18 protein-coding genes are annotated in these 25,130 nt (G+C 60.0%); 5 read left to right on the plus strand and 13 right to left on the minus strand.

The window, feature by feature from the left end:
- Positions 1 to 141: 141 nt before the first annotated feature.
- A complete protein-coding gene (locus DW821_RS00945; RefSeq protein WP_118065057.1) occupies positions 142 to 1,080 on the minus strand; it encodes a radical SAM protein in 939 nt (312 codons plus the stop codon).
- A 526-nt stretch (positions 1,081 to 1,606) separates the two neighbouring features.
- On the opposite strand from DW821_RS00945, the gene DW821_RS00950 reads away from it, so the two are divergent.
- On the plus strand, positions 1,607 to 2,806 hold the full coding sequence (locus tag DW821_RS00950; protein ID WP_118065059.1) for an MraY family glycosyltransferase: 1,200 nt from the start codon (positions 1,607 to 1,609) through the stop codon (positions 2,804 to 2,806).
- Between the two features lie 172 nt (positions 2,807 to 2,978).
- Complete coding sequence (trpS, locus tag DW821_RS00955) at positions 2,979 to 4,028, plus strand: tryptophan--tRNA ligase (RefSeq protein ID WP_117716819.1); 1,050 nt, start codon at positions 2,979 to 2,981, stop codon at positions 4,026 to 4,028.
- A 394-nt stretch (positions 4,029 to 4,422) separates the two neighbouring features.
- Here the strand turns inward: trpS and DW821_RS00960 are convergent, their stop codons facing one another.
- The 6 genes from DW821_RS00960 to DW821_RS00985 all read right to left on the minus strand — a co-directional run bounded on the left by DW821_RS00960 (position 4,423) and on the right by DW821_RS00985 (position 10,856).
- Positions 4,423 to 4,743 carry an MGMT family protein gene (locus DW821_RS00960; protein WP_118065061.1) on the minus strand — a complete coding sequence of 107 codons (321 nt, stop codon included), beginning with the start codon at positions 4,741 to 4,743 and terminating at the stop codon, positions 4,423 to 4,425.
- A gap of 80 nt (positions 4,744 to 4,823) precedes the next feature.
- A complete protein-coding gene (locus DW821_RS00965; RefSeq protein WP_118065063.1) occupies positions 4,824 to 5,678 on the minus strand; it encodes a DegV family protein in 855 nt (284 codons plus the stop codon).
- Between the two features lie 119 nt (positions 5,679 to 5,797).
- Positions 5,798 to 6,247, minus strand: a complete 450-nt coding sequence (locus DW821_RS00970) for a MarR family winged helix-turn-helix transcriptional regulator (protein WP_022093866.1) — start codon at positions 6,245 to 6,247, stop codon at positions 5,798 to 5,800.
- A gap of 168 nt (positions 6,248 to 6,415) precedes the next feature.
- Entirely contained in the window at positions 6,416 to 7,135 is a 720-nt protein-coding gene (locus DW821_RS00975) for a B3/4 domain-containing protein (RefSeq protein ID WP_118065065.1), read from the minus strand.
- Positions 7,136 to 7,362: 227 nt separating this feature from the next.
- Positions 7,363 to 9,033: a phosphoenolpyruvate carboxykinase (ATP) gene (gene pckA / locus DW821_RS00980; protein WP_199584233.1), complete on the minus strand. Its 1,671-nt coding sequence runs from the start codon at positions 9,031 to 9,033 to the stop codon at positions 7,363 to 7,365.
- 251 nt (positions 9,034 to 9,284) lie between these two features.
- The gene (locus DW821_RS00985; RefSeq protein ID WP_117637799.1) at positions 9,285 to 10,856 is read right to left on the minus strand and encodes an L-lactate permease; all 1,572 of its coding nucleotides are present in this window, start codon (positions 10,854 to 10,856) and stop codon (positions 9,285 to 9,287) included.
- Between the two features lie 182 nt (positions 10,857 to 11,038).
- Here DW821_RS00985 and DW821_RS00990 point away from each other — a divergent pair, with 182 nt between their 5' ends.
- Positions 11,039 to 12,622, plus strand: coding sequence for a lipopolysaccharide biosynthesis protein (locus DW821_RS00990; RefSeq protein WP_370221147.1), 1,584 nt, complete (start codon positions 11,039 to 11,041; stop codon positions 12,620 to 12,622).
- 195 nt (positions 12,623 to 12,817) lie between these two features.
- On the opposite strand, the gene DW821_RS00995 is transcribed toward DW821_RS00990, so the two are convergent.
- Positions 12,818 to 13,657: a metallophosphoesterase gene (locus tag DW821_RS00995; protein WP_117637797.1), complete on the minus strand. Its 840-nt coding sequence runs from the start codon at positions 13,655 to 13,657 to the stop codon at positions 12,818 to 12,820.
- A 253-nt stretch (positions 13,658 to 13,910) separates the two neighbouring features.
- On the opposite strand from DW821_RS00995, the gene DW821_RS01005 reads away from it, so the two are divergent.
- A complete protein-coding gene (locus tag DW821_RS01005) occupies positions 13,911 to 15,512 on the plus strand; it encodes a potassium/proton antiporter (RefSeq protein ID WP_118065067.1) in 1,602 nt (533 codons plus the stop codon).
- 205 nt (positions 15,513 to 15,717) lie between these two features.
- Positions 15,718 to 16,395, plus strand: coding sequence for a DUF3800 domain-containing protein (locus DW821_RS01010; RefSeq protein ID WP_117637795.1), 678 nt, complete (start codon positions 15,718 to 15,720; stop codon positions 16,393 to 16,395).
- Between the two features lie 445 nt (positions 16,396 to 16,840).
- On the opposite strand, the gene DW821_RS01015 is transcribed toward DW821_RS01010, so the two are convergent.
- The 5 genes from DW821_RS01015 to DW821_RS01035 all read right to left on the minus strand — a co-directional run bounded on the left by DW821_RS01015 (position 16,841) and on the right by DW821_RS01035 (position 24,528).
- A complete protein-coding gene (locus tag DW821_RS01015) occupies positions 16,841 to 17,032 on the minus strand; it encodes a hypothetical protein (RefSeq protein ID WP_117637794.1) in 192 nt (63 codons plus the stop codon).
- A 27-nt stretch (positions 17,033 to 17,059) separates the two neighbouring features.
- Entirely contained in the window at positions 17,060 to 18,412 is a 1,353-nt protein-coding gene (locus DW821_RS01020) for a hypothetical protein (RefSeq protein WP_117637793.1), read from the minus strand.
- A gap of 73 nt (positions 18,413 to 18,485) precedes the next feature.
- Entirely contained in the window at positions 18,486 to 20,816 is a 2,331-nt protein-coding gene (brxL, locus tag DW821_RS01025; RefSeq protein WP_199584236.1) for a protease Lon-related BREX system protein BrxL, read from the minus strand.
- Positions 20,817 to 20,827: 11 nt separating this feature from the next.
- On the minus strand, positions 20,828 to 23,536 hold the full coding sequence (gene pglZ / locus DW821_RS01030; protein WP_118065069.1) for a BREX-1 system phosphatase PglZ type A: 2,709 nt from the start codon (positions 23,534 to 23,536) through the stop codon (positions 20,828 to 20,830).
- 23 nt (positions 23,537 to 23,559) lie between these two features.
- The gene (locus tag DW821_RS01035) at positions 23,560 to 24,528 is read right to left on the minus strand and encodes a hypothetical protein (RefSeq protein WP_117637791.1); all 969 of its coding nucleotides are present in this window, start codon (positions 24,526 to 24,528) and stop codon (positions 23,560 to 23,562) included.
- Positions 24,529 to 25,130 lie beyond the last annotated feature (602 nt).

Genomic DNA, 25,130 nt, shown 5'->3' on the forward strand with positions numbered 1-25,130 from the left:
GATATTTTACCTACGGCTCGCCAACTGTCAACGCCCAATAACCAGTCTTTTTGGGGCGCGGCTATTTTGACAACTTTTCGAACAGGCGATCCTCTCGATGATTTTTTAATCCCCGTCCCAGAAAAATCATCGACGAACGCACTACTTTGCGCTGGTAAGAACACCGGTGGTGTCGAAGGCAGGGGTGAAGCTCTCGTCTACAGCGCCGCCCTCTTGCCAAAACATCGTCGTAAAGCCCAGGTCATCGGCATGGTCGAGCACCTGCTCGTACTCCTCGCGCGTCACGGCGCGTGCCAGGTCGCCGCCCTGCTCTCGCATGAGCGCATTGGGCGTGTACTGGTTCATGACGGAGATCGGCACGTCGCCCACCGTCTGCCACACCAGGTCTAACACGCGGCACGAGTCATCCGCATGCCCCGGCAGCACCAGGTGGCGCACGATGATGCCGCGCTTCATGAGCCCGCCCTCATCCACCAGCTCTCCCCCGCGGCGATCGATCTCGCGCGCCATCTGGGCCAAACCCGACACGGCCACGCGCGGGTAGTCCTTAATATGAGAAAGCGACTGCGCAAGCCCGGCATCGGCATATTTAAAGTCGGTGAGCCACACATCGACCAAGTCACCCAAGGCAGCAACGGCACTCGCCCGCTCATAGCCGCTCGTGTTGTAGACGATCGGGATGTCCAGCCCGCGCTCCCTCGCTGCGGCAATCGCGGCCGGCAGCAGGTGAGCATAATGCGTCGCAGTCACCAGGTTGATGTTGTTGGCGCCCTGGTCCTGCAGTTCCAGCATAATCTCGACCAGGCGCTCAGGTGAAATCTCAAGGCCAAAATTGCCGGTCGAGATCTCGTGGTTCTGACAATAGACGCATTTGAGCGAGCAGCCGCTAAAGAAAATCGTGCCCGAACCGGCCTCGCCCGAGATAGGCGGCTCCTCCCACATATGAAGCGCGGCGCGGGCCACCTTGAGCGTGTCGTTAGCACCGCATACGCCGCGCGCGCCCTCATCGCGCGCCGCACCGCAACGGCGCGGACACAAATGGCAGGCGGGCGAAAAAAGTTCGGTCAACGACGTCGGCATAAAAACATGCTCCAAAACAACGATTCAGCAGCTCAAACGTAAAGGGCCAGGCCGCGTAGACGGCTCCGTCCCTAAGGCGCCGTAATCGTCCGACACGATTTTTGTAATGTCAAGACTGGAATCGACAAAGTGCCGCTTTATGATGTAGGTATTCCGCCCCCCGCGGAGCAACTGGGTGAACCGTCGCGTTTATTTAGGGAGCCCACACAGTCGTACCTAGTACAGGTATCCTTCGTTGTTAAGGACGCTGGAACAGTCGATGAGGGCACCCACCTGTTTTAGGTGGGTTCATTTTCGTAACGTGGGGGGTGGTTTTCTTTTGCCGAAAATCACCATTACAGTCCATATGGATTCCCGCCGGCATCCCGACAAGCCATCGACAACATCCCAATATCTGGTAAGCGCGTGATTATCGCTGCGTGCAATTACATGCACCCCCCTTGGTCGAGTATTATGGTTCGGCTATGCCCTTTGCGCATGGCGTTCTTCTGACCTTTTCCTTCGACGCTTGGCGGTTTTTAGATTCATGGCTTCATCCCCGAGCTACATACCGTATCTATGCGTGGCAGCGGCGGCCTTTATCACGACCTTCCTCGCGGTGCCCCTGGTCAAGCGCTTGGCAATTAAGCTCGACGCCGTCGACTATCCTTCTAAGCGCCGCATCAACACCAAGCCCATCCCGCGTTTGGGCGGAACGGCGGTGTTTTTGGGCCTGGTCGTTGCCTGCATTGTGCAAATCCTAGGCACCTGGCACCTAGGCTGGCCGCCCGTCCTGGTACCGCACCCGCGCCTTCACATTAGCTATCCCATGCTGGCGCTCTCCTTTACCGTCATCTTTGCGACCGGCGCTATCGACGACGTCTATCAGCTCAAGCCCAAACAAAAACTGGCCGGTCAGGTACTCGCCGCGCTCATCGCCTGTATCGGCGGCTTGCGGATCGGCGTCATCGTCAACCCGTTTGCCCCCGGCGAAATCATGCTCGGATGGCTCGCCTACCCCATCACCGTGATCTATCTGGTGGCATTCACCAACATCATTAACCTCATCGACGGCCTCGACGGCTTGGCCACGGGCATCTGCGGCATCGCGTCGTTCACCATGTTTTCGATGGCCGTTCTCTCGGGCCGCATCGACGCCGCCGCGCTCTCCATTGCGCTCTTTGGCGCCTGCCTGGCCTTTTTGCGCTACAACTTCAACCCCGCAAGCATCTTCTTGGGCGACTCGGGATCGCTGCTTCTGGGCTTTGCGCTGGGCTCCATCTCGCTGCTCAACGTGAGCCGCACCGCCGCGCTCACCTCGCTCATCATCCCGCTCATCGTGGCCGGCGTGCCCATCATCGATACGTTTAGCGCCATCGTGCGCCGCAAGCGCGCCCACATTAGCATTGGGCAGGCCGACAAGGGCCACATCCACCACCGCCTCATTCAAGAGGGTTACAACCAAAAGCAGGCTGTGCTGCTCATCTATGCCTGGTGCATCATGCTTTCGGCCGGCGCCGCCGCGATTAACCAGGTCGAAGTGCCCATGCGTGTGCTCATCTTTACCGTGCTCGCCGCGGGCTCGGCGGCTTTCGCCAAGCACCTGCACCTGTTTGAGCCCGTCCTGCGCCACCATTACAACAAGCGCACGCACGAGGATGAGCTCGTCACCCCCGACGACCCCGCCTTTAAGCAGGAGGAGCGGGCAGCAGAAGAGCGTAAGGAAGAGCGCCACCACAAGCTCTAGGGCAAGCTGCCGAGGATGCGCCCAGGCGCCGCTGGCCAAGCTCAGCCGCGCCGTACCCATCGCACAAGCCGCACCACGCTCCCGCCCCTCTCCCGCCCCTCGCCTACTTACGCACCGCCCCTCCAATAAACGCGTTATCATCTTGACCCATGAACATACGTTAGGAGCAATCATGCCAAACGAGAACAGCTACGAAGTCGCGCTGCAAAAGAGCAACGCCATTCGCGAGGGCCTGACCAAAACGCCCGAGAAGTTCACCATGCTCACCGGCGACCGCCCCACCGGCCGTCTGCACCTGGGCCACTACTTCGGTACCCTCAAGGGCCGTGTTGAGCTGCAGAACATGGGCGCCAAGACCAACGTGCTCATCGCCGACTACCAGGTCATCACTGACCGCGACACCACCGAGCACATCCAGGACAACGTGTACAACATGGTCATGGATTACCTTGCCTGCGGCATCGACCCCGACAAGACCATGATCTACGCGCACTCCGCCGTGCCCGCCGCCAACCAGCTCATGCTGCCGTTCCTGTCGCTGGTGTCCGAGGCCGAGCTGGCGCGCAACCCCACGGTAAAGGCCGAGATGGAGGCCTCGGGCCACGAGCTCACCGGCCTTCTGCTCACCTACCCGGTACATCAGGCCTGCGACATCCTGTTCTGCAAGGGCAACGTGGTGCCCGTCGGCCGCGACCAGCTGCCGCACATCGAGCTTACCCGCACCATCGCCCGCCGCTTTAACAACCGCTACGGCAAGGTGTTCCCCGAGGTCGACGCGCTGCTGTCCGAGACCCCGCTGCTGCCGGGCCTGGACGGTCGCAAGATGAGCAAGAGCTACGGCAACGCCATCAACATCTCGATGACCGCCGAGGAAACGGCCAAGCGCATCAAGAAGAGCCAGACCGACTCCGAGCGCATGATCACGTTCGATCCCGAGAACCGCCCCGGTGTGTCTGGCCTGCTTTCGACAGCCGCCATCTGCACCGGCCGTTCCGAAGTCGAGATTGCCGAGGAGATTGGCATGGGCGGCTCCGGCCAGCTCAAGAAGTACGTGACCGAGGCCGTCAACGAGTACTTCGCACCGATCCGCGAGCGTCGCCAGCGCTACGAGAACGATCTGGACTATGTGAAGGACGTCCTGCATGAGGGCAACCGTCGCGCCAACGAGATCGCCGAGCAGACCCTGGCCGAGGTTCAGGACGCCATGGGCATGGTGTACTAGACCGATCTGTTGGCTTGAGCTTTCGATTGCTATAGGGCGGGCGCTACGGCGTCCGCCTTTTTTTGGAGCCGGACCGCTTCGGCTCCGTCCATCACACTCTCGCGACAAACAGGAACAGGCCCGCCGGCAGTTAGCTGCCAGCGGGCCTGTTCCCGAAGTACACCGTTGAATCGCACAGAGGGGAGGGATGCGAATCAAACTCAACAGGGCAGGCTTTTTCATCGCCTATTGCCTGCTCCGTTGCTGAAACCAATATAGTTCACCGTGGTTTACTTTCTAGCGTCAATGTGCGCCGCCATACCTTCTCCATAAGTTAGCTCCGGTAAACCTGCAACGGAGAACCACCACAAAGGGGACAGGCACCTTTGTGGTGGTTTTGACCACGGCAGAGCCGCTAGAGTCCGGCAGGCCAGCGACAGGCGGCCAAGTCGACGTGCATGTCGTCCTTAAACGCCACGCCCTCCCCTAGCAAAAGCTCACGTTGAGCATCGGGGCCGCCAAAGGCAAAGCCTTCGCAAATGCGACCGTCGGCAAACACCACACGATGGCAGGGAATCTGGCCGGGGCGCGGATTACTATGCAGGGCATACCCCACGTACCGCGCACTTCGTGGACGACCGGCAAGCAGTGCCACCTGACCATACGTGGCGACCATCCCCTCGGGGATCTGCTCGACCACCTCGTACACCCGTTCAAAAAAGCCCTCAGACGCCATTGCTCGCTCCCTTCCACCCGGAAAAGCATAAACCACCACAAAGGTGTCTGTCCCCTTTGTGGTGGTTTATGGCAGGTCGGTTAGTTGGCGGGCTGGAAGAAGGCTACTGCTACGGCGCCGGGGCCAACGTGGGTACCGATGGTGGCGCCGATGGTGTGAACGGGCAACTCGCCCTCGGTGTGGCCAGCCCAAAGTGCCGCGCTGTCCTCGATATACTTCTTGAGCACCGCATTCGAAAGACCCGTATAGCCGAGCGCCAGCGGCATGGAAAAGTCGATGCCGCCCGCCTTTTTGACCTTTTGGTTCAGCAGGTTGCGGCCGTTCTTGGAACCGCGCGCCTTGCCCAGCTGCACGATCAGACCGTCCTCGACAGCCACCACGGGCTTTACGTTGAGCAGCGTGCCCACGGCGCCGGCCGCAGCAGACAGACGACCGCCGCGCACCAGGTACTCCAGCGTCTCGAGCAGGCCGATAACCACCACACGGTCGCGCACGGCCTCGACAGCCGCCGCAATCTGAGATGCACTGCGGCCCTCGTCCACCAAGCGCAGCGCATACTCGACCAGGACGCGCTCGCCTAGGGTAACGTTGTTGCTGTCTACCACGAACACGTCACCACCTGGCGCCTCGGCAAGTGCGGTACGGGCACTCTGATTGGTGCCTGATAGCTTAGCGCCCACGGTAATAATCACAGCCTCATCGCCGGCTTCACGAACCTCGGCGATGGCCTGCGAAAACGCGTACGGGTTGACCTGGCCGGTCTTGGGCAGCTCATCGCGCTCCACGAGCATCTCGTAAAAGCGCTGGTGATCGATGTCGATGCCATCCATGTACACATCGGTGCCAAAGGTGACGGACAGCGGCAAAACGGCCAGTGCTGGGTGCTCGGCCGGCGACATATCGCTTGCGGAATCGGTAATAATGCGGACGGACATAGCGAATCCTTTCTTGCGCAGGTCCCGCGCAGGGAATTTTGACAGCAAGGCCCCGGCACGGCATACGCGCCCAAACGGGACTATGCAGTTGTTAATTGGAAGCAAATGCCTTGGCGGCCTTAGATCTCGCGCAGGGTGTTGAGAATCGTGCGTAGCGACGCATACATCTGCTCGCGCTGCTCCACACCCATAGCCTTACCGGTGGTATCGAGCACCTCGCGAATGATGCGGTCCGCCTCGCTCATACTCTCGCCGCCCAGAGCGGTCAGGCGCACCGGAGCACGATACTTAACGGCGGCATCGCCCGAATCATCGACCTCGACGTAGCCGCCCTCCTCCAGATGCGCGAGCGTGCGCGAGACGGCGGCGCGGGTCACGCCTGCCATGCGAGCGAGGTCGGCGCCAGTCAGGCCGTCCTTGCTGCGCTCAAGATAGTACAGGCACATAACGTCGGAGCCCTTGAGGCCCAGCCTTGCGCCCTCGGATGTCTTAATGCGCTGGATCTCCTTGTAGAGCCCGCTGATCAGTCCGACAAAGTCCTCGAAACGTGTCTCGTCGTTCTGCTGCATGGGAGACGACCGCCTTTCGCTTGCATAATGCTAACGGGTAAACATCTTAACCGTACTTATCGGCCGCCAGCCCTGCGCACCCTATTTGTTAACCCATCAACATAAAAACCACCATAAAGGACTGGCGCCTTTGTGGTGGTTTTGAGCATCAATAGGTTCTAGGCGCCGCTACAGCTCCACACAGGGATTGTCACGGGTCACAAGCGTCTTAACGACAACCGTCGCCCCCAAATACCGCTCGAGCAGATCGGCAAGACGGTCGATGGCGGCCTGGCAGTCCTTCATTCGCTCGGGCTCCACGCACTCAATCGCCAGGAACGCATCGGCCGAATCATCGGACAGAGCCGTTCGAACGCCGTCGCGCCAGTTCCAGCAGCGGCACACGGCGCCCGCATCATCGATGTAGGCGAGCTCGCCGGGCAGCGTCGGGTCGTCCGCCTCCTCGCCAAGCGGCCAGAACGCATCGCCACCGTCGGTCACCTTCAGGCGAAGGTCTCCCTCGATCGCATGTAGGTCCTCGCCTCCGACGGGCAGCGCGTAGGTCAACGACACCGTGTTGTAGATGTCCACCGCGGGCGTAATGTGGCCCACCGGCTTGCCTTTGAGCACGCGTTTGAGCAGGTTCTCGATTGAGCAACGCGCGCCCTTTTTGGTCTTGAACAGACGATAGGCCTCGCGCCATGCCTTGACCGGTGCGTTCTCGCTGATAGTATCGCTGGTCAGATGACGCTCCGCATCGATATTGGCGCGGTCGAGCAACGCCGCAATCGCATCCACGTCCTCTTGAGGAATCTGAGCCGTGGGCTTCATGCCCTCCACGACCACAACACCGACCGCTGCCTGCGGAAACAGCTCCCAGAATGAATCCTCGGCAATAAAGCTCTTCATACGCTCTCCCTTCATTGTGCGCGCCCGAGTGAGGGCGCCTAAACAAAAAGCGCCCTCACAACGGCCACCTTCAAAGTCCTACGGTGCCGTCACAAGAACGCTTGCGCTGTCCCCATCCGGAGAAGGAGACGATATGTCAGGCGTATTGTAACCCGAGTCATCCACGTGAGCAAAACCACCACAAAGGTGCCTGTCCCCTTTGTGGTGGATATGGACTCACGGCGAAGCTAGTGGCGGAGTCCCAGCAGGCCGCGGCCGCGATGACGGGCCTCGGCGGACACCTGGGCGTGCGGGCCGGCGGCTTTGACGGACTCGGGCAGGTGCGAGTACTTCTTCTCGAAGTTCTCCTCGAACATCACCGCCAGGTTGTGCGCGGCCTCGTCGTAGCGCGCGGTGCTCTGCCAGTATTGGCGCGGCACCAGGATGCCATCGGGCACGCCGTGGCACGTCGTGGGAATGTCGACGTTAAAGATGTCGTCGTGCACGAACTCGCTATCCTCGATGGTGCCGTCGAGGGCGCGCGCGACCAGCGAGCGCGTGTAGGCCAGCTCGATGCGATGACCCACGCCGTAGCCGCCGCCGATCCAGCCGGTGTTGACGAGGTACACGCGCGTGCGGCCGTCGGCAATGCGCTCGCCGAGCATCTTGGCGTAAACCATGGGGTCGAGTGGCATAAACGGCTCGCCGAACAGCGAAGAGAACGTGGGCGTGGGCTCGGTGACGCCGACCTCGGTGCCGGGAATCTTAGCCGTAAAGCCCGTCACAAAGTGGTACATGGCGGCGTCGGCCGTCAGACGCGAGATGGGCGGCAGCACGCCAAAAGCGTCGCAAGTCAGGAACAGCACGACACTCGGAGTGGTGCCCATGCCCTTAGTCCACGCGTTAGGAATGTGCTCCACGGGATAGGCCACGCGCGTGTTGTGCGTGATCGAGATGTCGTCGTAGTTGGGCTTGCGGTTCTCGTCGAGCACCACGTTTTCGCAAATGGCGCCAAAACGGACGGCGTTGAAGATCTCGGGCTCGTGGAAGGCGTCCAGGCCCTCGCATTTTGCGTAGCAGCCACCCTCAATGTTGAAGATACCCATGTCGGACCAACCGTGCTCGTCGTCGCCGATCAGCAGGCGCGTGGGATTGGCCGAAAGCGTGGTCTTGCCGGTGCCGGACAGGCCAAAGAACACGGCGGTCTCGTGCGTGACGGGATCCATGCTGGCCGAGCAGTGCATGGGCAGCACGTCGTCCTCGACGGGCAGCAGGTAATTCATAACGCTGAAGATGGACTTTTTGATCTCGCCGGAGTAGCCGGTACCCGCGACCAAAATCACGCGCTCCTGGAAGTTGATGACCACGGCGGCGCTGGAGTTGAGGCCCTTGATGGCAGGGTCGCATTGGTAGCCCGGCGCGGCGAGCACGCAGAAGTCCGGCTCGCCGGTGCGCGCGATTTCGCGGGCGAGCGGGCGGGCGAGCATCTGCTTAATGAAGAGCGCCTGGCTGGCACGCTCGCAGGCGACGAGCAGGCGGCGCGTATGGTTGCGGTCGGCGCCGGCCATGCCGCGGGTGACGAACACATCGCGCTCGTTGAGATAGTCGACGATGCCGGCTTTGATGACCTCGTAGCTTTCGACGGACAGCGGGCGGTTGACGGCGCCCCAGGCAATCTTGTCGTGGACATCGGGGGTGTCAACGATAAAGCGGTCGTTGGGCGAACGTCCGGTACGCTCCCCCGTCTCGATCACCAGCGCGCCGTTGGATGCCATGCGGCCTTCGTTGCGGCGGATGGCATGCTCGACGAGCTCGGCTGCCGGCAGGTCAACCAGCAGGCGGGGCTGGTTCTCAGCGGGGTCTTCGACCAGCGTAATGCCAAAATTGGACAGAACTTCTGCAGGGGTAACACCAGGCATGGGGCCTCCTTTAAAAACGCGGCACGTGGACGCGGCGCGCACTTTACTCACGTAAAGCCCGTTGTACCCGATATGCAAAAACGTTTTTGCGGCAAGGGCGGCAAGCCCGCCCAACGGTCAAAAATCGCAGGCAAGCGGCCCAGTCATTGGAGACGTTCTTGAACAGGCAACATTCAAGGAGTGTCCCCGAATGCCGGCACTTAGGGACGTTCCCAAAGTGCCGGCACATAAGGAACGTCCCTAAGTGCCGACTATAGTGGCAGGCCTTGTCCGAGCATGGCGATGGCGCTCATGAGGACCAGCATGCCGGCGGCGTAGGGCAGCACGGCGCTCAGGAGTTCGGCGTCCTTGCCGCGCACGCGTACGGCGGCAAGACCAATGGCGAGCGTCTGCGGCGAAATCATCTTACCGGCAGCAACGCCAAGCGCATTCAGCGCGACCATCCAGTAGTCGCTCACACCCAGCGCTGTAGCAGCCTGGCTCTGGATGGGGCCAAACAGCATGCCTGAGGACGTGCCCGAACCGGTCACGAACGCACCGACGGCGCCGATCCACGGAGCCAGAATCGGGTACAGGCCGCCAGCGACCGCAATGCAAAACGCGCTGATCGAAGAAATCATGCCCGCATAGCCCATCACCTTGGCGCAACCCAGCACCGAAAGCATGGTAATGACTGTCGGCATCATCTGCTTGACGGTCGCGGCCAGCACCTCACCCATCAAGCGCGGCGAAGCGCCCTGAATGGCACCGCCGACAAACGCAGCCAGGAAAATCCAAACACCCGGCGTGTTGATCCACGAAAACGTAAGCGTGCCGGGGTTCTCGCCGCAATACACCTGCACGTGACTCGCAAACGGCGCGAGCGCGGCGTGCACGACGGGCACCAGGTTGGAGGTACCCAACAGCAGCACAAAAATCAGGATGAAGCACGACCAGGCAGAAAGCGCCGACTTAGCGGTGAGCTGTTCGCCGGCCTCGATATTCATGTGAAAGCGTGCGTCCAGATGCCCCGACTTCTCGGCACGCATAGCAAGCGCAGCTGTCAGCCCGAGCGAAACGATAGAACCGACGACGACGGCAAGCTCGGGACCCACAAACCTAGCAACGACCAGAGCCGCACCGGCAAAGGACACGCCGGAGAGCACGGCGATGCCCGCCGCGCCACGTAGGCGCTCGGCAACGCCTGCAACGTTGCCCTGGTCCTCGGCAACACGACCAGCAACCAGTACGATAAACAGCGGCATCATCACAAAGAAAGGCGCCAACTGCACCAGCTGAACGGTCGCCAGGTGCAGGGAATCCAGACCCACCAAGTCGGCAACGGACACCGTGGGGATGCCGATGGAGCCGTAGGGTGTGGGTACGCCGTTGGCCAGCAGGCAGATGAGCACGGCGGGCACGGCCTCAAAACCCAGGCCCGCGAGCATGCCGGCAGGAATGGCGACGGCAGTGCCAAAACCGGCCATGCCCTCCATAAAACCACCGAAGCACCAGGCCACGAGCAGCGCCAGCAGACGGCGGTCGCTGCTGATGGAGGTGATCATGCTGCCGATCACGTCCATGGCGCCCGTGCGAACGCACAGGTTATACGTGAATACCGCGGCGATGATCACCAGGACGATGGGCCACAGAGCCATCAAAAAGCCTTCAAGCGAGGCGGTCGCGATCTGCGCTGCCGGCAGGTGCCACCATGCGAAGGCAAGCACGCACGAAAGGACAAACGATCCGATAGCGGCCTTCCAAGCTGGCCATTTAAAGCACAGCAGCATCACGACCAGCCAAATAATCGGCACAAGAGCCAGTAAGAATGCGGCGACGTCCATAGGTAGAAGCTCCTTGGTGCCGCGTGGGCGGCATCGGGGGGGTGTCACAAAACTTCAACAGGATACCGCACACTTACCGACAAATTACAGCCGCCTGCCGAAAATATTGAACAATCCGTTCAAAAACACGAGCGAACACCGTCGCGTCTATACTAGAGCGCAGCAATAGAAAGGACCCCGCTTTGAGCATCACGCCCCTCGATAGCATTCGCCGCGCCATCGCCCGCCGCAATGGCGTCGCCGACCCCGCCGTAGCGGGCAGCGGCACCGCAAGGGCCCAGGGCGGACGCATCGAGAATGGCCTGTTCCCCGCCTCCCACACGGCCGAAGAGCTCGCGCGCATCCAGGAGCTGAGCCAGCGCAACGCCGGCGGCCCCGACAGCAGCCAGGCCACGCGCCGTCGCCGGCGCGAACGCGATCGGGAGCCCGGCCCCGTCCGCCGCATGGTCAACGCTTGGTGGAACCGTCTGCTCGGTGCCGTCTACGGCGGCGGCTTCTCCATGCAGGAAGCGGAATACGAGGAGCACGCCACCAGTCGCGACTATCTTTGGAACACCCTCGGCACCGCCGTGTGGGGCTTGGCATTTCCGCTGCTCACCATCGTGTCTACGCAGCTCGTGGGCGCCGAAGAAGCAGGCAAATTCTCCATCGCCTTTGTCACCGGCACGCTCATCATGATCGCGTGCAACTACGGCGTGCGCAATTTCCAGGTCTCGGACATCGACGAAAAGACGTCCTTTGCCTCCTACCAGCTCAACCGCTGGCTTTGTGGAGCGCTCGCGCTGGCATGCGGCCTGGTATACAGCAGCGCCCGCGGCTACGATGCGCAGATGGCCACGATCGGCCTGGGCGTCTACCTCTATAAGGTGATCGACGGCATCGCCGACGTGTACGAGGGCCGCCTGCAGCAGGCCGACAAGCTCTATTTGGCAGGCATGAGCCAAACGCTGCGTTCCGCCGGCGTCATCGCGGTCTTTAGCGTGGCACTGTTCCTCACGCGCAGCATGCCCATCGCGGCCATGGCCATGGGCATCGCCGCGATTGCCTCGCTCGTACTGGTCACCGCCCCGCTCGCCCTGCTCGAAACCGAAAAATCACGCCGCATGAGTCTGCGCGAGGCTGGCCACCTGTTTGTCCAGTGCGCCCCGCTCTTTGGTGCGCTGTTCCTGTTCAACCTTATCGAGAGCATGCCCAAGTTTGTGATGGAGGGCACGCTGGCATACAAATATCAGCTGTACTTTAATGCACTGTTTTTTCCGGCGCAGGCCATTTTGTTGAGCATTGGATTTATCTATAAACCGCAGCTCCTGCGCTTGTCGAGCATTTGGGCTAATCCTCGCAAGCGTCGTCGCTTTGACCTGATTATTGTTGCCGTTATGGCGCTGATCGTGGTCATCACCGGCGTGTGCGCCGCATTTATGGCAGGTCCCGGTATTCCCCTCATGAGCTTTATGTACGGCCTCAGCTTTGAACGCTACCGTACGCTGGCGCTGCTGATGGTCGTCGCCGGCGGCGTAACCGCGGCCATCGATTTTATCTACGCCATTATCACGGTGCTGCGCCACGCTGGAGACGTCACCAAGATCTACCTGATCTGCTTCGCCGTAAGCGTGGTGCTGCCGGTGATCCTGATTAAGCTACTGGGTCTGATGGGCGCTGTGGTGAGCTACCTAGCCATCATGGCCCTACTCCTGGTGCTGTTGATTGTCGAATACGCCCACATTCGCCAGCGCATAGAACGCGACCGCAACCCGTACGGCGCCTAATTCGAATCAATTTGAAGAAAAGAAACGTCGATGTTTTGGCACCGACAGCGAGCAGTCTCAAAGTGCCCCAGGTTGGCGCGAAAGAGGAGCGACGCGTACTTCCGTACGCGAACGACGGTTTGAGCGACAAGATGGGGTGCTTCGGGGCTGCGCAGCATCAACGTGGCCGCCGTTCGGTAGAACGGCGGAACAAAGTTATTCCCCGGGGCGAATATTCGCGTAGAACTCCGCCCCATCATCGAGCCGCAGGATGCCCACGCGACCGAACTCGGAGCCGGTGGCGGCAGCGCAGTCGATGTCGATGCGATCGGGCACACCGGCGGCATCCTCGCCGCCCAGGCGCACGATCTGTCCGCGGCCCGACTCCTCATCGAGCCCCGCAAGACCACCGACCTCGCAATAACGCCCGAGCGACACCGTTGGCGTGTGACCGCTCACCACGACCGGACCCTTGCCCCCGGCAGAAAGCAGCCCGGTCGGCGCATCCCAATAGCCGTGACGAATCCACAGCAGGTCATCGGCCGACTGCACCGCGAGCATCTGCTGCAGCAGCTCGCGATCGGCACCCACCGCTCCAACGCCATCGGCACAATCGACGCCATGCTCAAGCAAAAACGCGCGCGCCGCCTTCATCTCGATTCCAGCATGTACCAGCAGATACGGGCGCTCCTCGGTCTCGGCCACCGCGTAGAGCGGCAGCGCGGCCATCCATCGCACGAGCTCCTCGTATGCGTCAAATTCCATGTCGTTGAGCTGCTCGCGCGTCGTCCAGCCACCGTTGATATCCCAGGTCTCGGCATCGAGCGGATCCTGGCCAATGATGGCATCGAGCATGATCTGCTCGTGATTGCCCTTGAGCACGAGGGCGTTGGGCAGCGAGCGCACGAGCTTAATAACGCCGACCGGATCGGGCCCGCGATCGATCATGTCGCCCAGCACGTACAGCGTGTCGTCGGACGCCAGCGAAATCTTAGACAGGGCCTCGTCAAGCGCACGCACGTGCCCGTGAGCATCAGATGTCACATAGATCGCCATGGTACGCCTCTCCTTGCATTGCGGCCAAAGCCCGGCGCCGCAACTAAAACTTCAAGTTGAACTTAAACGTTACCCATTGTACTCCGTTGCAATAAAGCTGGAAAGGGTTTCCGAGCAGAGGCAAAGACGGCAGCCGTCTATGACGATATCGCGCACGCCCGCAATCCAACCCCATAAACCCACCATCTTTGGGTACAAATAACCGCAGACAACTAACCGTGCCACGCCAACCACCCAGGAGCGGACACCATCCATGAACCAGATCCTTCTTTTTATCGGCCTCGTCATCATTTTGTGCCTGACCATCAAACCCATCGGCAAAAAGCTCCCCTTCCCCACCCTGCTTATCTTTATCGCGCTCGGCATGCTGTTGGGCGTCAACGGCCCGGCGCATATCGACTTTAGCGACTACGCACTCACCGAAACCGTCTGCAGCACGGCGCTATTGTTCATCATGTTCTACGGCGGCTTTAACACCAACATAGACCGCGCCAAGCCCGTCGCCGCGCCGGCGGTGCTGCTGAGCACGCTCGGCGTCGTCATCACCGCAGGCATCACCGGCGTGTTCGCCCACTTTGTGCTGGGCTTCGACTGGATCGGCGGCCTGCTGCTGGGCTCGGTCGTGGCGTCGACCGACGCGGCGAGCGTCTTTAGCGTGCTGCGCGAGCACAACCTGTCGCTAAAGGGCGGCACCGACTCGCTGCTCGAGGTCGAATCGGGCTCCAACGACCCCGTCGCCTACATGCTCACCGCGGTACTCGCCACCCTCGCGGCGGGTGGCAACATCGACATTCCCGTGCTGCTGGCCAAGCAGATCATCCTGGGCGTGGGGCTGGGCCTTGCCATCGGCTGGATATCCAGCCGCCTGATTGAGCGCGCACACGCAACGGCCGAGGGCGCGCAGACTATCTTTTTGTTCGCCGTGGCGATCGTCGCCTACGCACTGCCGAGCTACCTGGGCGGCAACGGCTTTTTGGCCGTATACCTGGCAGGCATTGTGCTGGGCGCGAGCGACATCACCGGCAAGGTCGAGATGGCGCACTTCTTTGACACCCTTACCGAGATGGCCGAGATGACGATCTTCTTCTTGCTCGGCCTGCTCGTCACGCCCGCGCGCCTGCCGCAAATGCTGCTACCCGGCCTTGCGCTCATGGCGTTTATGCTCTTTGCGAGCCGCCCCATCGCCGTCGGTCTGCTGCTGGCGCCCTTTAAGACGAGCCCTCGCCAGGTTGCGCTCGTAAGCTGGGCGGGCTTGCGCGGCGCGGCTTCGGTCGTCTTTAGCCTCTTTGCTGTGGTGGCCGGCGTTCCCGGCGGACACGACCTATTTGACCTGGTGTTTGTGATTGCCGTATCGAGCATTGTGGTGCAGGGTTCGCTACTGCCGGCGGTGGCGAAGAAACTCGATATGATCGATGCGGCCGGCGACGTGCGCCGCACCTTTAACGACTACCGCGACGAGGACGGCATGTCGTTTGTAAAGCTCAAGGTGGGCGCTGGCCATCCGTTTGCCGGGCGCTCGCTCGCCGATATTGGCAGCGCGACGGACATGCTCGTGGTCTTGGTGCTGCGCGACGGGGCGCACCCGGTACTGCCCAACGGCGATACCGTCATCGAGGAAGGCGACCTTCTGGTGATGGCAGCCCCAACGTTCGAAGAGCGTGCCGAGGTTACGCTGCGCGAGGTCACCGTGACGCTCCACGGTCGCCTGGCCGGTCAGCGCCTGCGCGACGTGCCGCAGGGCAAGCACCCGTTTATCGTGGTGATGCTCAAGCGCGAAGGCCAAACGATCATCCCCGATGGCAACACCCTAATATACGCCGGCGACGAAGCCGTCATCGCCACGCTGGCGTCATAGGGGCCAGAGGCACAGCTACCCCAGCCCCTCCTTGTATTCCTATACCCGCAGGTAGATTGACGAACATGTGTTTGCTTATTATAATTTCTACTTGAATAGACTCCTCGTCTCGTGGTATAAAAGGGTTGGTACCCTCGAATAGAGGGACCTCCAAGAGCCGGGGGCTTCCCCCCGGCATTTTTTTTGCGTAATTGGAGGTCACCTCATGACGGAACTGTCGATCTTTATCGACGAATCTGGTGACGCGGGTCCCGTATCTCGCTACTACATCGTTACCCTTGTTTTTCATGAGCAGGCAATAGAGCTAAATGCAAATATCGCCGCATACGAGCGCAACGTTAAAGACTGCGAGCTCGATATTATGCCATTTCATTTTGGGCCTCTTCTCACTGGTCACGATGATTATCAATGGGTCAACATTCGCAACAGAAAGAAACAGCTCAGCCTATTCCGCCAGTTTGTAGACCGCTCCCCCATCACCTATCAGCCCTTCATCTACGATAAGAAACAGGGCCTTTACGAACCGCAAAAGCTCTCCGCAAAGATCGAGCGCGACGTAACAATATTTCTCAGAGATCACTTGGCGTATATACAGAGCTTTGACCACGTTAAGATCTACTACGACGGAGGCCAAAGCGTTGTAACGCGAGCACTTCATGGTGCTATCGAGAAGGCCATTTCCCAAAAGGCCACGGTATATCGCGACGCTTCGCCCAAGACATACCGACTCTCCCAGGTCGCCGACTATATTTGCGGAATTGAGCTCACGCTCCTTAAATTCCAGAATGGGACAGCGACCAAAACAGACACGGAATTCTTCGGCTCGATTGCCCCATTCAAAAAGAACTTCGTCAAGAAGCTGAGGAAAAAGAGAATCGAGTGAGCCAGCCGTTCTTATCGCAACCATGGTATAAATGGATTGCGTTCCTTTATGGAGGGCAGTCAAGGGCCGGGGGATCCCCCCGGCATTTTTTATGCGTAACGTTGCCGCAATTCCTACCTAGCCTCTAGGGGAGGTACAGGTAGCTAAAAGACCCCCGTCCCAAATTAGCTACATTGCGGGCAATTTGCGTCTCGCAAAACTAAGTGAGTAGACTTTTGCCGAATCGCCGACCACGTCACCAAAGCACAACTCTGTGACCTGCGGGTTTGTTGAAGCGAATTTGTCGTGTGCTCAGGATTTGCAATAAAGCCTACTCACTTAGCCAGCGTGCAGTCAAAATAGAACTGTCGCGAACTCATTAGACTCCATTGCGACGGCTTATCGTGCATTTTGAGCAGCTGTGGGTGCAGACGCCCGTCCCAAATTAGCTACCCTTGTCACATTCCTAGTCATCGTCAACGGCAAAATCGCGGAGGTCGAGGCCTTCGCGTTCGGCTCGGGCTAGGAGCTCTTGGGGCGACTCGTCCTCGATATCCATTACGTCGAGCATAGCGACTGGAAAGCCCACGCCGGCTGCACTCCCCGCACGGTCGAGTAAACTCTCGCGCAGCTGGTCAACATCAACATCGATCTTCATGGTGAAACCCCCTACCGGATCAGGCCCCTACTCAGCAGCGCCGAGCACATTCACGGCTGCAACGAAAGCCGCAGCCTGTTTGTCGTCCATCTGCGTGGCCAAGCGCCCCGCGGGCTCGTCATAGGCAAACTGAACCTTATCGATAAAGCAATCCCAAGCGCGCTCATCCACACGCACAGCGGCCTCGCAATACTGGCTGAGCTTTTTGAGTCCATACCAAAACGCATTCACATGGCGCGCAGGATCCTCGTCCAGCACTCCATCATAGCGCCGTCCGTTAAACTCGCGCATGCGCGCCACGGCAACTTCGAGAGAGTCGCCGCCGTCGGCCGAAGCCTCGTCCACAAGCTCGGGAATCGCAACCTCGCGCCGAACATTATGCCTGGTAACACCATCGTACTCACCCACCAACACGTCTTCGTCAAACCGATCATCGTAGTCGAAATAACTACTGCCGCGGCAAATCCCGTGCAGCGAACCAGCGCCAAAGGCACGGAACAACCCACCGTCGGCAACAACGCGCCTATAGGTCTCAAACGACTTCTTAACCTGAGCGAGCAACTCGGCAAGCTCCCCGGCATCGCACCCCGTCTCGCACGTAATGCAAACAAGCCCCGGCAAAGATACCGGCTCCACCGTGCTCCCTGCAACGCGGGCAGCGCGTTCGGCCCGGTACGCTTGGGCTGCCAAGCGCGCTCGCTGCGCAGCGCCGCGCACGTTAGTCAGCTCGCGCTTCAGTGCTACGTCGCCGGCAACACCACCAGCAAGCTCGTCAACACCCTGCGGTCCGGTCGCGCTCAGCTCGGACTCAAACGTCGCCGTAATCATGCCGGCAAGGTCCGTTGCGTCGGCGGCGCAACGCAGTTGCTCCAACTGCGTGCATAGCAGATCGGCATCCAGGGGCACGGCATCCACAACGCGCACGTCACTCAGGCGCGCCACGCCCCGCAACACCAAAGCCTCCGCGGCATCGTATGCCGCACGAACCCTGTCCGCCGTATTGGCGCGCAGCTTTACCTCGATAAACGCAAGTGTCTGCTCCAGACGGGTCAACAGCTCGGCCTTGTCCTCCATGCGCAAAAAGGCAGCATAGCGGCGCTCCATCTGCAGCGGGCCCACAACACCTGCCTGCTTACGAGCGCGTGCAAGCGCAGCGCCCTCAACACGGCGAACATACCCGTCAACAGCCCGCACGGCAGACTCGCGCGCAGCGTGCTCGGCAGCCTCGACGCCCCTAAGCACGCCCAGCAGCTCGCGGGAGCGCGCATTGCGCACCAACTCCCCGCGATCGTACTGCTCAAGCGCCGTCTGCCGCTTGGCCACCGACTCAAAGCCAAACAGCTCGTCGAGCAGCTCACCAACAGAACGCTCGTCTGCCATGGCAGGCCTCCTTACCCGAACACGCCAACACGCTCGCGGGCCCACGCGTACGCAAGCCCGCACGCCCGCACCCCTACAGATCCAGCGCCTTCTTCGCGGCGTCGACCGGGTCGCCATCCATGTAGAACACCGGGCTCAGTCCCGAGATAATCTCGGACGACACGCTCTGCAGGCCCGCGATGGCGCTCAGCGGCAATATCACGCGCTTGGCGCCGGCGTTTTTGGCCACGCGCATGATGTCCTCGAGCCCGCGGATCTCATCCATAGAGCCCGACATGCGCAAGATTCCCGGAACCGCCAGCGCAGGCATCACTGGGCGGTTGCACGCCGCGGAGCACAGGCCCACAAACTCGGCAAGCGAAACTTCCTCGGACAGGCCCTTGCTCTGCAGGTCGTTATAGAACAGTAGATAATCCTTGGAGCCAATGTGCATGCCCGGCGCCACACGGTTCGCCAGGTTCACAAAGTTGTCGAACGCGGCCTCCAGCGTATCGCGCACCGGCTTGTTAAAGGCCACGCCCTCGTGCTTAAACTTGCACTCGCCGGCAACGGCCTTGTTCTCCAGCTTGTACACGGCAACCTCGCCGCCCTGCGACCTGCCCACGCCAAACACGTGACCGGACAGCAGCGGCCCGTCGGGAATCAGCGTGTCCTCGCTCTGCTCGGGCACGCGTACCACATGCACGTCCTGCGGGTTGTCGGCATCCATATAGCCCAGGTTGACGTCGATAAACTCGACGCCCGCCATAATCTTGAGCTGCTCCTTTACGCGGCGACGGCCCTCGATGGCGTAGTCCAGCAGCCAACGAACGTCGTCCTTGTCCATAGCCTCGTCGGGGAACAGCAGCTTGGCGAGGCCGCTAAAGGACTTGCGCACGGCAATCTCGTCACGCTTGTTAAAGTCGCTGTTAAAGCGGAAATAACGGTCGATATGATGCGTAAAGTCCTTGCGGCGCATCTCCTTGCAAAACTCCGACAGGCAGTCGGTGATCAAGCCGTAATGCCCGGTCAGCAGGCTCGAGCGCATCTTGGGAATCTCCCAGCCCGGCAGGTAATAGTGGATACGGTCGAAGAAGGCCGAATCGTTGTTAAACTCCGGCGGGAACGGGTCAAACAGGTGCGTGGTCTTAAGAACGTTTTGCACGGTGTCGTTGATGTTGCCCTCAAAGACCATGGAGGCATCGGCATTGATCTGGTCGCGGCCACGCGCATAGCTGCCACTCGCCATATAGTCCTTCATGATCTGCACGGCGTTGGTGTCCTTAAAGCGCATGCCGGCGACCTCGTCAAACGTCACGCAATCCCAATGGCCCACCAGGCCCACGCGATCGGCGCGCATGGAGTTCATACGGCCGAACAGGTTGGCCGTGGTGGTCTGCCCGCCCGAAAGCAAGATGGCGTAGGGCGAAACCTCTTTGTAGATATGGCTCTTGCCGGTGCCACGGGGGCCAAGCTCGCACAGGTTGTAGTTGCGCTCGATCAGCGGCACCATACGCTCGATTAAGTGCAGGCGCTCCTTCTCCGAAAGCTCGCTGGGCTCATAGCCGGCAGAGCGCAGCAGCATGTTGAGCCACTCGTCGCGCGAGAAATACTGGCGCTCGTCGATCATGGCCTCCAGGTCCAGGTTGGGCATCTGGATAGGCGTGAGCGACGCCACGCTAAACGGAGAGTCCTCGGGCCCGCGCTTTTTGCGCTTGGCCTTGGAGCGGCGCGGCGCATCGTCGCCAAAGACCTCCATGCCAAACTCGTCTTCCTCTTCCATGGGATGACGGTACTCGATGCTCATAATGCACCAAATACCACCCTGGAGAATCTTGGAATAGTCACGCACGTACTCGGCCGGCATCACAAACGGCTCAATAGTCAGATTGGCAAACGACGCCACGTAGATGTCTTTGTATTCGTCGAGCTTGGCCGTCACCTTATCGATAATGGTAAAGCGACCCAGCTCGCGAATCTTGGACTTGATGCGCTCGGACTCGTCGGGACGCACGTAGTTATCGGTGAGGATCTTGCGGATGCGCTCCAGGCCCTCCGCCACGGCGTCCTCGTCATCGGTTGAGCAGTACATGCCCAGCAGGTACTCCAGCACAAAGGTGGGCACGTTGGCACCACGCTTCATAAGGGCCGTGAGGTCCTTGCGCACGATTTTGCCACCAAAGTGCTCGAGCAGCTTGCCGTCCAGTCCATCCATGTCGTAACCGTCGTCCTCGGGAGCCTCGGCCACGGCCTGGACATAGTCATCGGTCGAGGGCTCGTCCTCGGCAGGCGCCACAGCCTCGACGGGCGCAGCAGCCACGGCCTCTGGGACAGGCACAGCCTCCACCGCGGGCACAGCCTCCACCGGCACATTCACATCAATCGAGGGAACTTCCCACAGATCGTCGTCGTGACTATCAAACATAGGGCACACTCCTAAAAACCAAAGTCAGCAACAGGGGCAAACGAAACAGCGATGGTGTACGTCTCGCGCCAAACGATCTTGCCCGTCTCGCGCTCACGGCAGACCAGATAGTACGGACCCTTGGCCGAGAATCCATCCGCCGCACGCAACGCAAACTTGGCATGCACAACGCGCTCCTGCGAGTTAACAGAAGTCTTGTTGGCATGCGCCTTAACCGTATCGCTCACCTCGTTGCCGCTTGCATCGGTAAACACCAGCTCGTACTCGCACGGCAAGACCTTGCCTTGGGCGGGTTCTTCCTGGATCAAGTTGACCGAGAAGAGCGAGTTGGTCACTCGACGCCCCTCACTCAGTACGCGCAGCGTCGCCGCGCGCGTATCGACAAAGTCCTTGGAACCCGAGCGCGCACGCCAAAATCCGATAACGGGCACGCAAAGCTCCTGCAGGCTCATGCCGCCGTGTACGTAGTTGTTAGTGCCGCCGGGACGCTTAAAGTGCACGTTCTCGCGCGGGGCAAACCCCTCAAAGCCGGCACCCAAACGTCCCATGTCAACATTAACAAACACCCCGCGTGCCTCGTCCGAAAGCCTAGCCACGGCCTCGTTGGGCACCACAAGATGACGCTTGCCGTGCATGACGGGAGCGTCAAGGAAGGGAAGGTCTGGCTTGCCGAGCATCTGGCACTCGTTGAGCTCCCGACGTGTGTAGATAAAGCCGTGATCCGCCGTTATAACAACACGCGCGCCCGGGGCGTCGGTGCACACGCGCCGCGCCAACGCGGCAAGTTCCTCCACGGTATCCGCGCAGGCATCGAAAACGTCATCCTGCGTAGCGGCCTTCTCGCCCGTGGCATCGATCTTGTTGTGGTAGAGATAAACGAGCTTGGAGTCTTTGAGCAGCGCCTTGCGCTCGGTTCCTGCCATGTTGAGGTATGTGCTCGAGCGCAAAGCGCGGGCCGTGGGCTCAACGTGGGTAAGCACGGCCTCGCGCTGCGGAGTCGTCGCAGTGGGCATGCCGTCAGCCAGCACAAACGAGCCATCCGCTGCAAGTTTAAGCGCTTGGTGCGGCATCAGCGCGGGCATACCCACCTCGGTAATGGAGGGAAAGACCGCCTGCATGCTAGAGACCTTGACGTTGCCGCCGCGCTCGCGCTCGAGCAGCGTCGCAACATCGCGGCCAACCTCATAGCGCAGCGCATCGCTCACGATGACGATCGTCGTTTTGGCAGAGCCCACAAAGGTGGGCAGCACGTGCCAGTAGAACTCATCCTGCCGTTCGGGACCCTCGATGTAGCCGCAATCGGCCCACTCCCCTTGCGCAGCCGATGTCCAGCAGGCATTGGCATCGGCCAAGAACCAGTTACTGTAAAGATTCTCCGCCCAGTCCACCACAGCTCGGGCAGGCTCCTCGAGCACATCGCACTCGACGGAACGCGCCCGCAGATACGCGGTGCACACATGGCGATAGGCAGCGTCCATGGCATACCAATCGGACGTGTAGGCATCCCACACCTGCTGGGGCTGCGCCAGATGGAACCCGCCCGCATGCGCCTGCCTAAACGCACACATATCGGCCACAGCGACAAGCAGGTCAAAGTAGCTCTTGACACGGCGGTACCAGCTCAGGTCGCAGCGACGCGACGCAAAAGTGCGCGCGTCCTCAACACGGTCCGCACCCTGAGCAAACGAGCTGAACAGCTGCGAGAGCACGGCCTCATTGACGCACGGGAACACATCAAGCGAGGCTAGCACATCGATCGGCAGAGCCTCAAACCGCGCAAAGAGCCCGCGAGCATCCTCCACCAAACGGCAGATCTCAAATAAATCCTCGCTCGACGCCTGAGCATCAGCAGTCTGGTCCCACGTACGCACTGCCTCAAGGCAATAGGGTCCGTAGGCGGGAGCCACATAGCTTTCGAGTCCCTTGAGCGCTCCCTCGGGAAGCGCGGTGGATGACGCCGTGATGAGCATATGGGATGCCAGCGCAAGCAGCGAATCACGCTCATACAGCGGCCCCTCAAACCCATAGCAACGTACAATGAAGGCAGAGAGGACATCGCGCACGCAGTACTTGTCCACCAACTCGGCCAGCGCTTCGGGGCCCTCGTGCAGCAGCGTGGTCATACAGCCGCGCAGCACAAACGCGGGGCGCGCGTCGCCAAGCTCTTTACCGCCAAAAATCACCGTAAGGGTGCCGAGTTCGATATCGGATGCGCCCGAGGCATGCGGAACACACGCGGCAAACTTAGCGCAACGGGTCTTGGCATCAAAGAACGTCTTGTGCTCGCGCAGGCTCTCGCGCACGGCGTCGATATTCTCGATGCCCAGCTGATCGGCCAAAAGCGAAAGATAGTCAGCCTGGAACTGATCTGCATACAGCTCAACATCGGCAAGCCAATCACCCTCAAGCCTGCCGCGCGGGCAACGGCGATACAGCAAGATATCGCTCGCAAGGTCATCGCGGTTGATGAGCTTCTTAACGGCAAACATGTGGCCCTCGCAGGCCTCAACAAAGCGCACTGGGCGCTCAAAGTCACCGTGAGCGGGCATAACGCCGTCATCGGCCCCCGCGCCGTCGAAACCCTCGGCAGCCAATCGCTCAAACTCAGGAGCAAACTCGCCGTCCGCATCGTGCCAAATCACCACACGGCGCAGCATACATGCGGGCAACGGCTGCAAAAAACGCAGCTTGAGCTGTTCTTCTACATCGATCTTGGGCATGAATATCCTTACCGTATTTGCAGTTACTTAATCTTTGCCAGCACATCCTGAAACTTGGCGTAGTTGACCTTGACGCCGTCATCCAGGTCGATCTTGATCATCTGGTCTGCCAAGTGGTGCAGTTTCTCTTCATAGACAATGGTCTCTTTGAGCTGGTCGTTGAGCTTTTTGACGCGCTTATCCAAACGCACGCGCTCGCCGCGCTCGGCACTGGCAAGGGCATCGTTGGCATAGCCGATCTGGGCACGGTAGCGCTCCTGCTGCTCATGCACATAGTCGGTGCGGATGCGAGCCAACAGGTCGGGCTGATAGCGATGCATGTAAACAAGGCACTTGAAGCCATTCTTCTTGCCACTGTCGAACAGCCAGTAGATGGGGCGCTTCTTATAGGTCTGACAGTGGTCCTTAAAGAAATCCTTTAGGAAATAGGCACGAATCACCTCGCGCGAGGTACCCTTGCCGCCGAGTGCCTCGGCAATAAAGGCCAGGTTCTGCTCAAGCGTCTCCTCGCCGTACACGGTGCGCACAAAGTCGATAAAGTAGCGCACGATGTCATCGTCAAAGTACTCGTCATCGGTAATGGGCAGCGCGTTGTCGCTATCGGGCATAAAGGTCACGTGCGCGGGATCGGGCATCTTAGCCAGATAGTCGTCGACCGTGGCGCCCTGATCGGCCAGGACCAGCCCGTCCACATCCAGCGAATAGCGGCCAAACATGCAGCCCACGGCATAGCTTATGAGCGAGGTGATCTCGTCGCGCTTGGTGCGCACGTACTTGTTGCCCTTATAGCTCTCGGGAATCTCATCGGCGGTATCGAAGATGCGCGCCACCGAGACGTACTTATCCTCAACCTCGATGGGCACCTCGCCCTCCATGTTGTAGATCTTGGCAAAGATTCGGTTGAGCTCTTCCTCATTAGCGCGAAGCCGCTCAAAGCGAGCATTAACCTCGGCCTTGCGGGCCTCGTATTTATCTTGAAGTAAAGTGGCCATGGTGGGCCGTCCTTTCATTGTTGATGATTCGTCAAGGAGGGAAATAAGCTAGAAGCGAAGGGATGTAAGGTCATCTCGGCATTACCCATCGACTCTGGAAAATTCGCTCGCTGCATCGAGCATTTGTAGGAAACGCGCCAGGGTTTCAACGAAATCGCAAGTTAAATATTGCAAGCTGCGTCAGGCGCGCAGAAGACACGCTCAATGTCATTTCTCAACTCGTTACTCATAGCCAGTCCATCACCCAACGCGGGCTGAAGCCCATCAGCAGATACTAGGCCCAGCCTTTATCAACTTCATCCATTTACATAATGTCGAATTCTTAATCAGAATTCTTGCCGTAAGTCTTCTAACATCAGTCGCCGGATCGTTCCCTCGTTTACCTGCAACATCTTCGATTGCGAACCATATATCGCCTTTTGCCTTAAACGCGCAGAATCTACCGTGAGCAAATCCATTTCTTAAGTGATAAAACAAGCTGAGCGTTTGATTACTTTTAGCGTCATAAAAGACCGCAGACTCAAAGGGCTTTGACACAATGTCACCGCAATCAAACAAATCAGCGCTCCGCAAAGCCTGTTCCATATCGCCAATGGTTGCAG

It is taken from the genome of Collinsella sp. AM33-4BH (assembly GCF_003469205.1).
Taxonomy (GTDB): Bacteria; Actinomycetota; Coriobacteriia; order Coriobacteriales; family Coriobacteriaceae; genus Collinsella.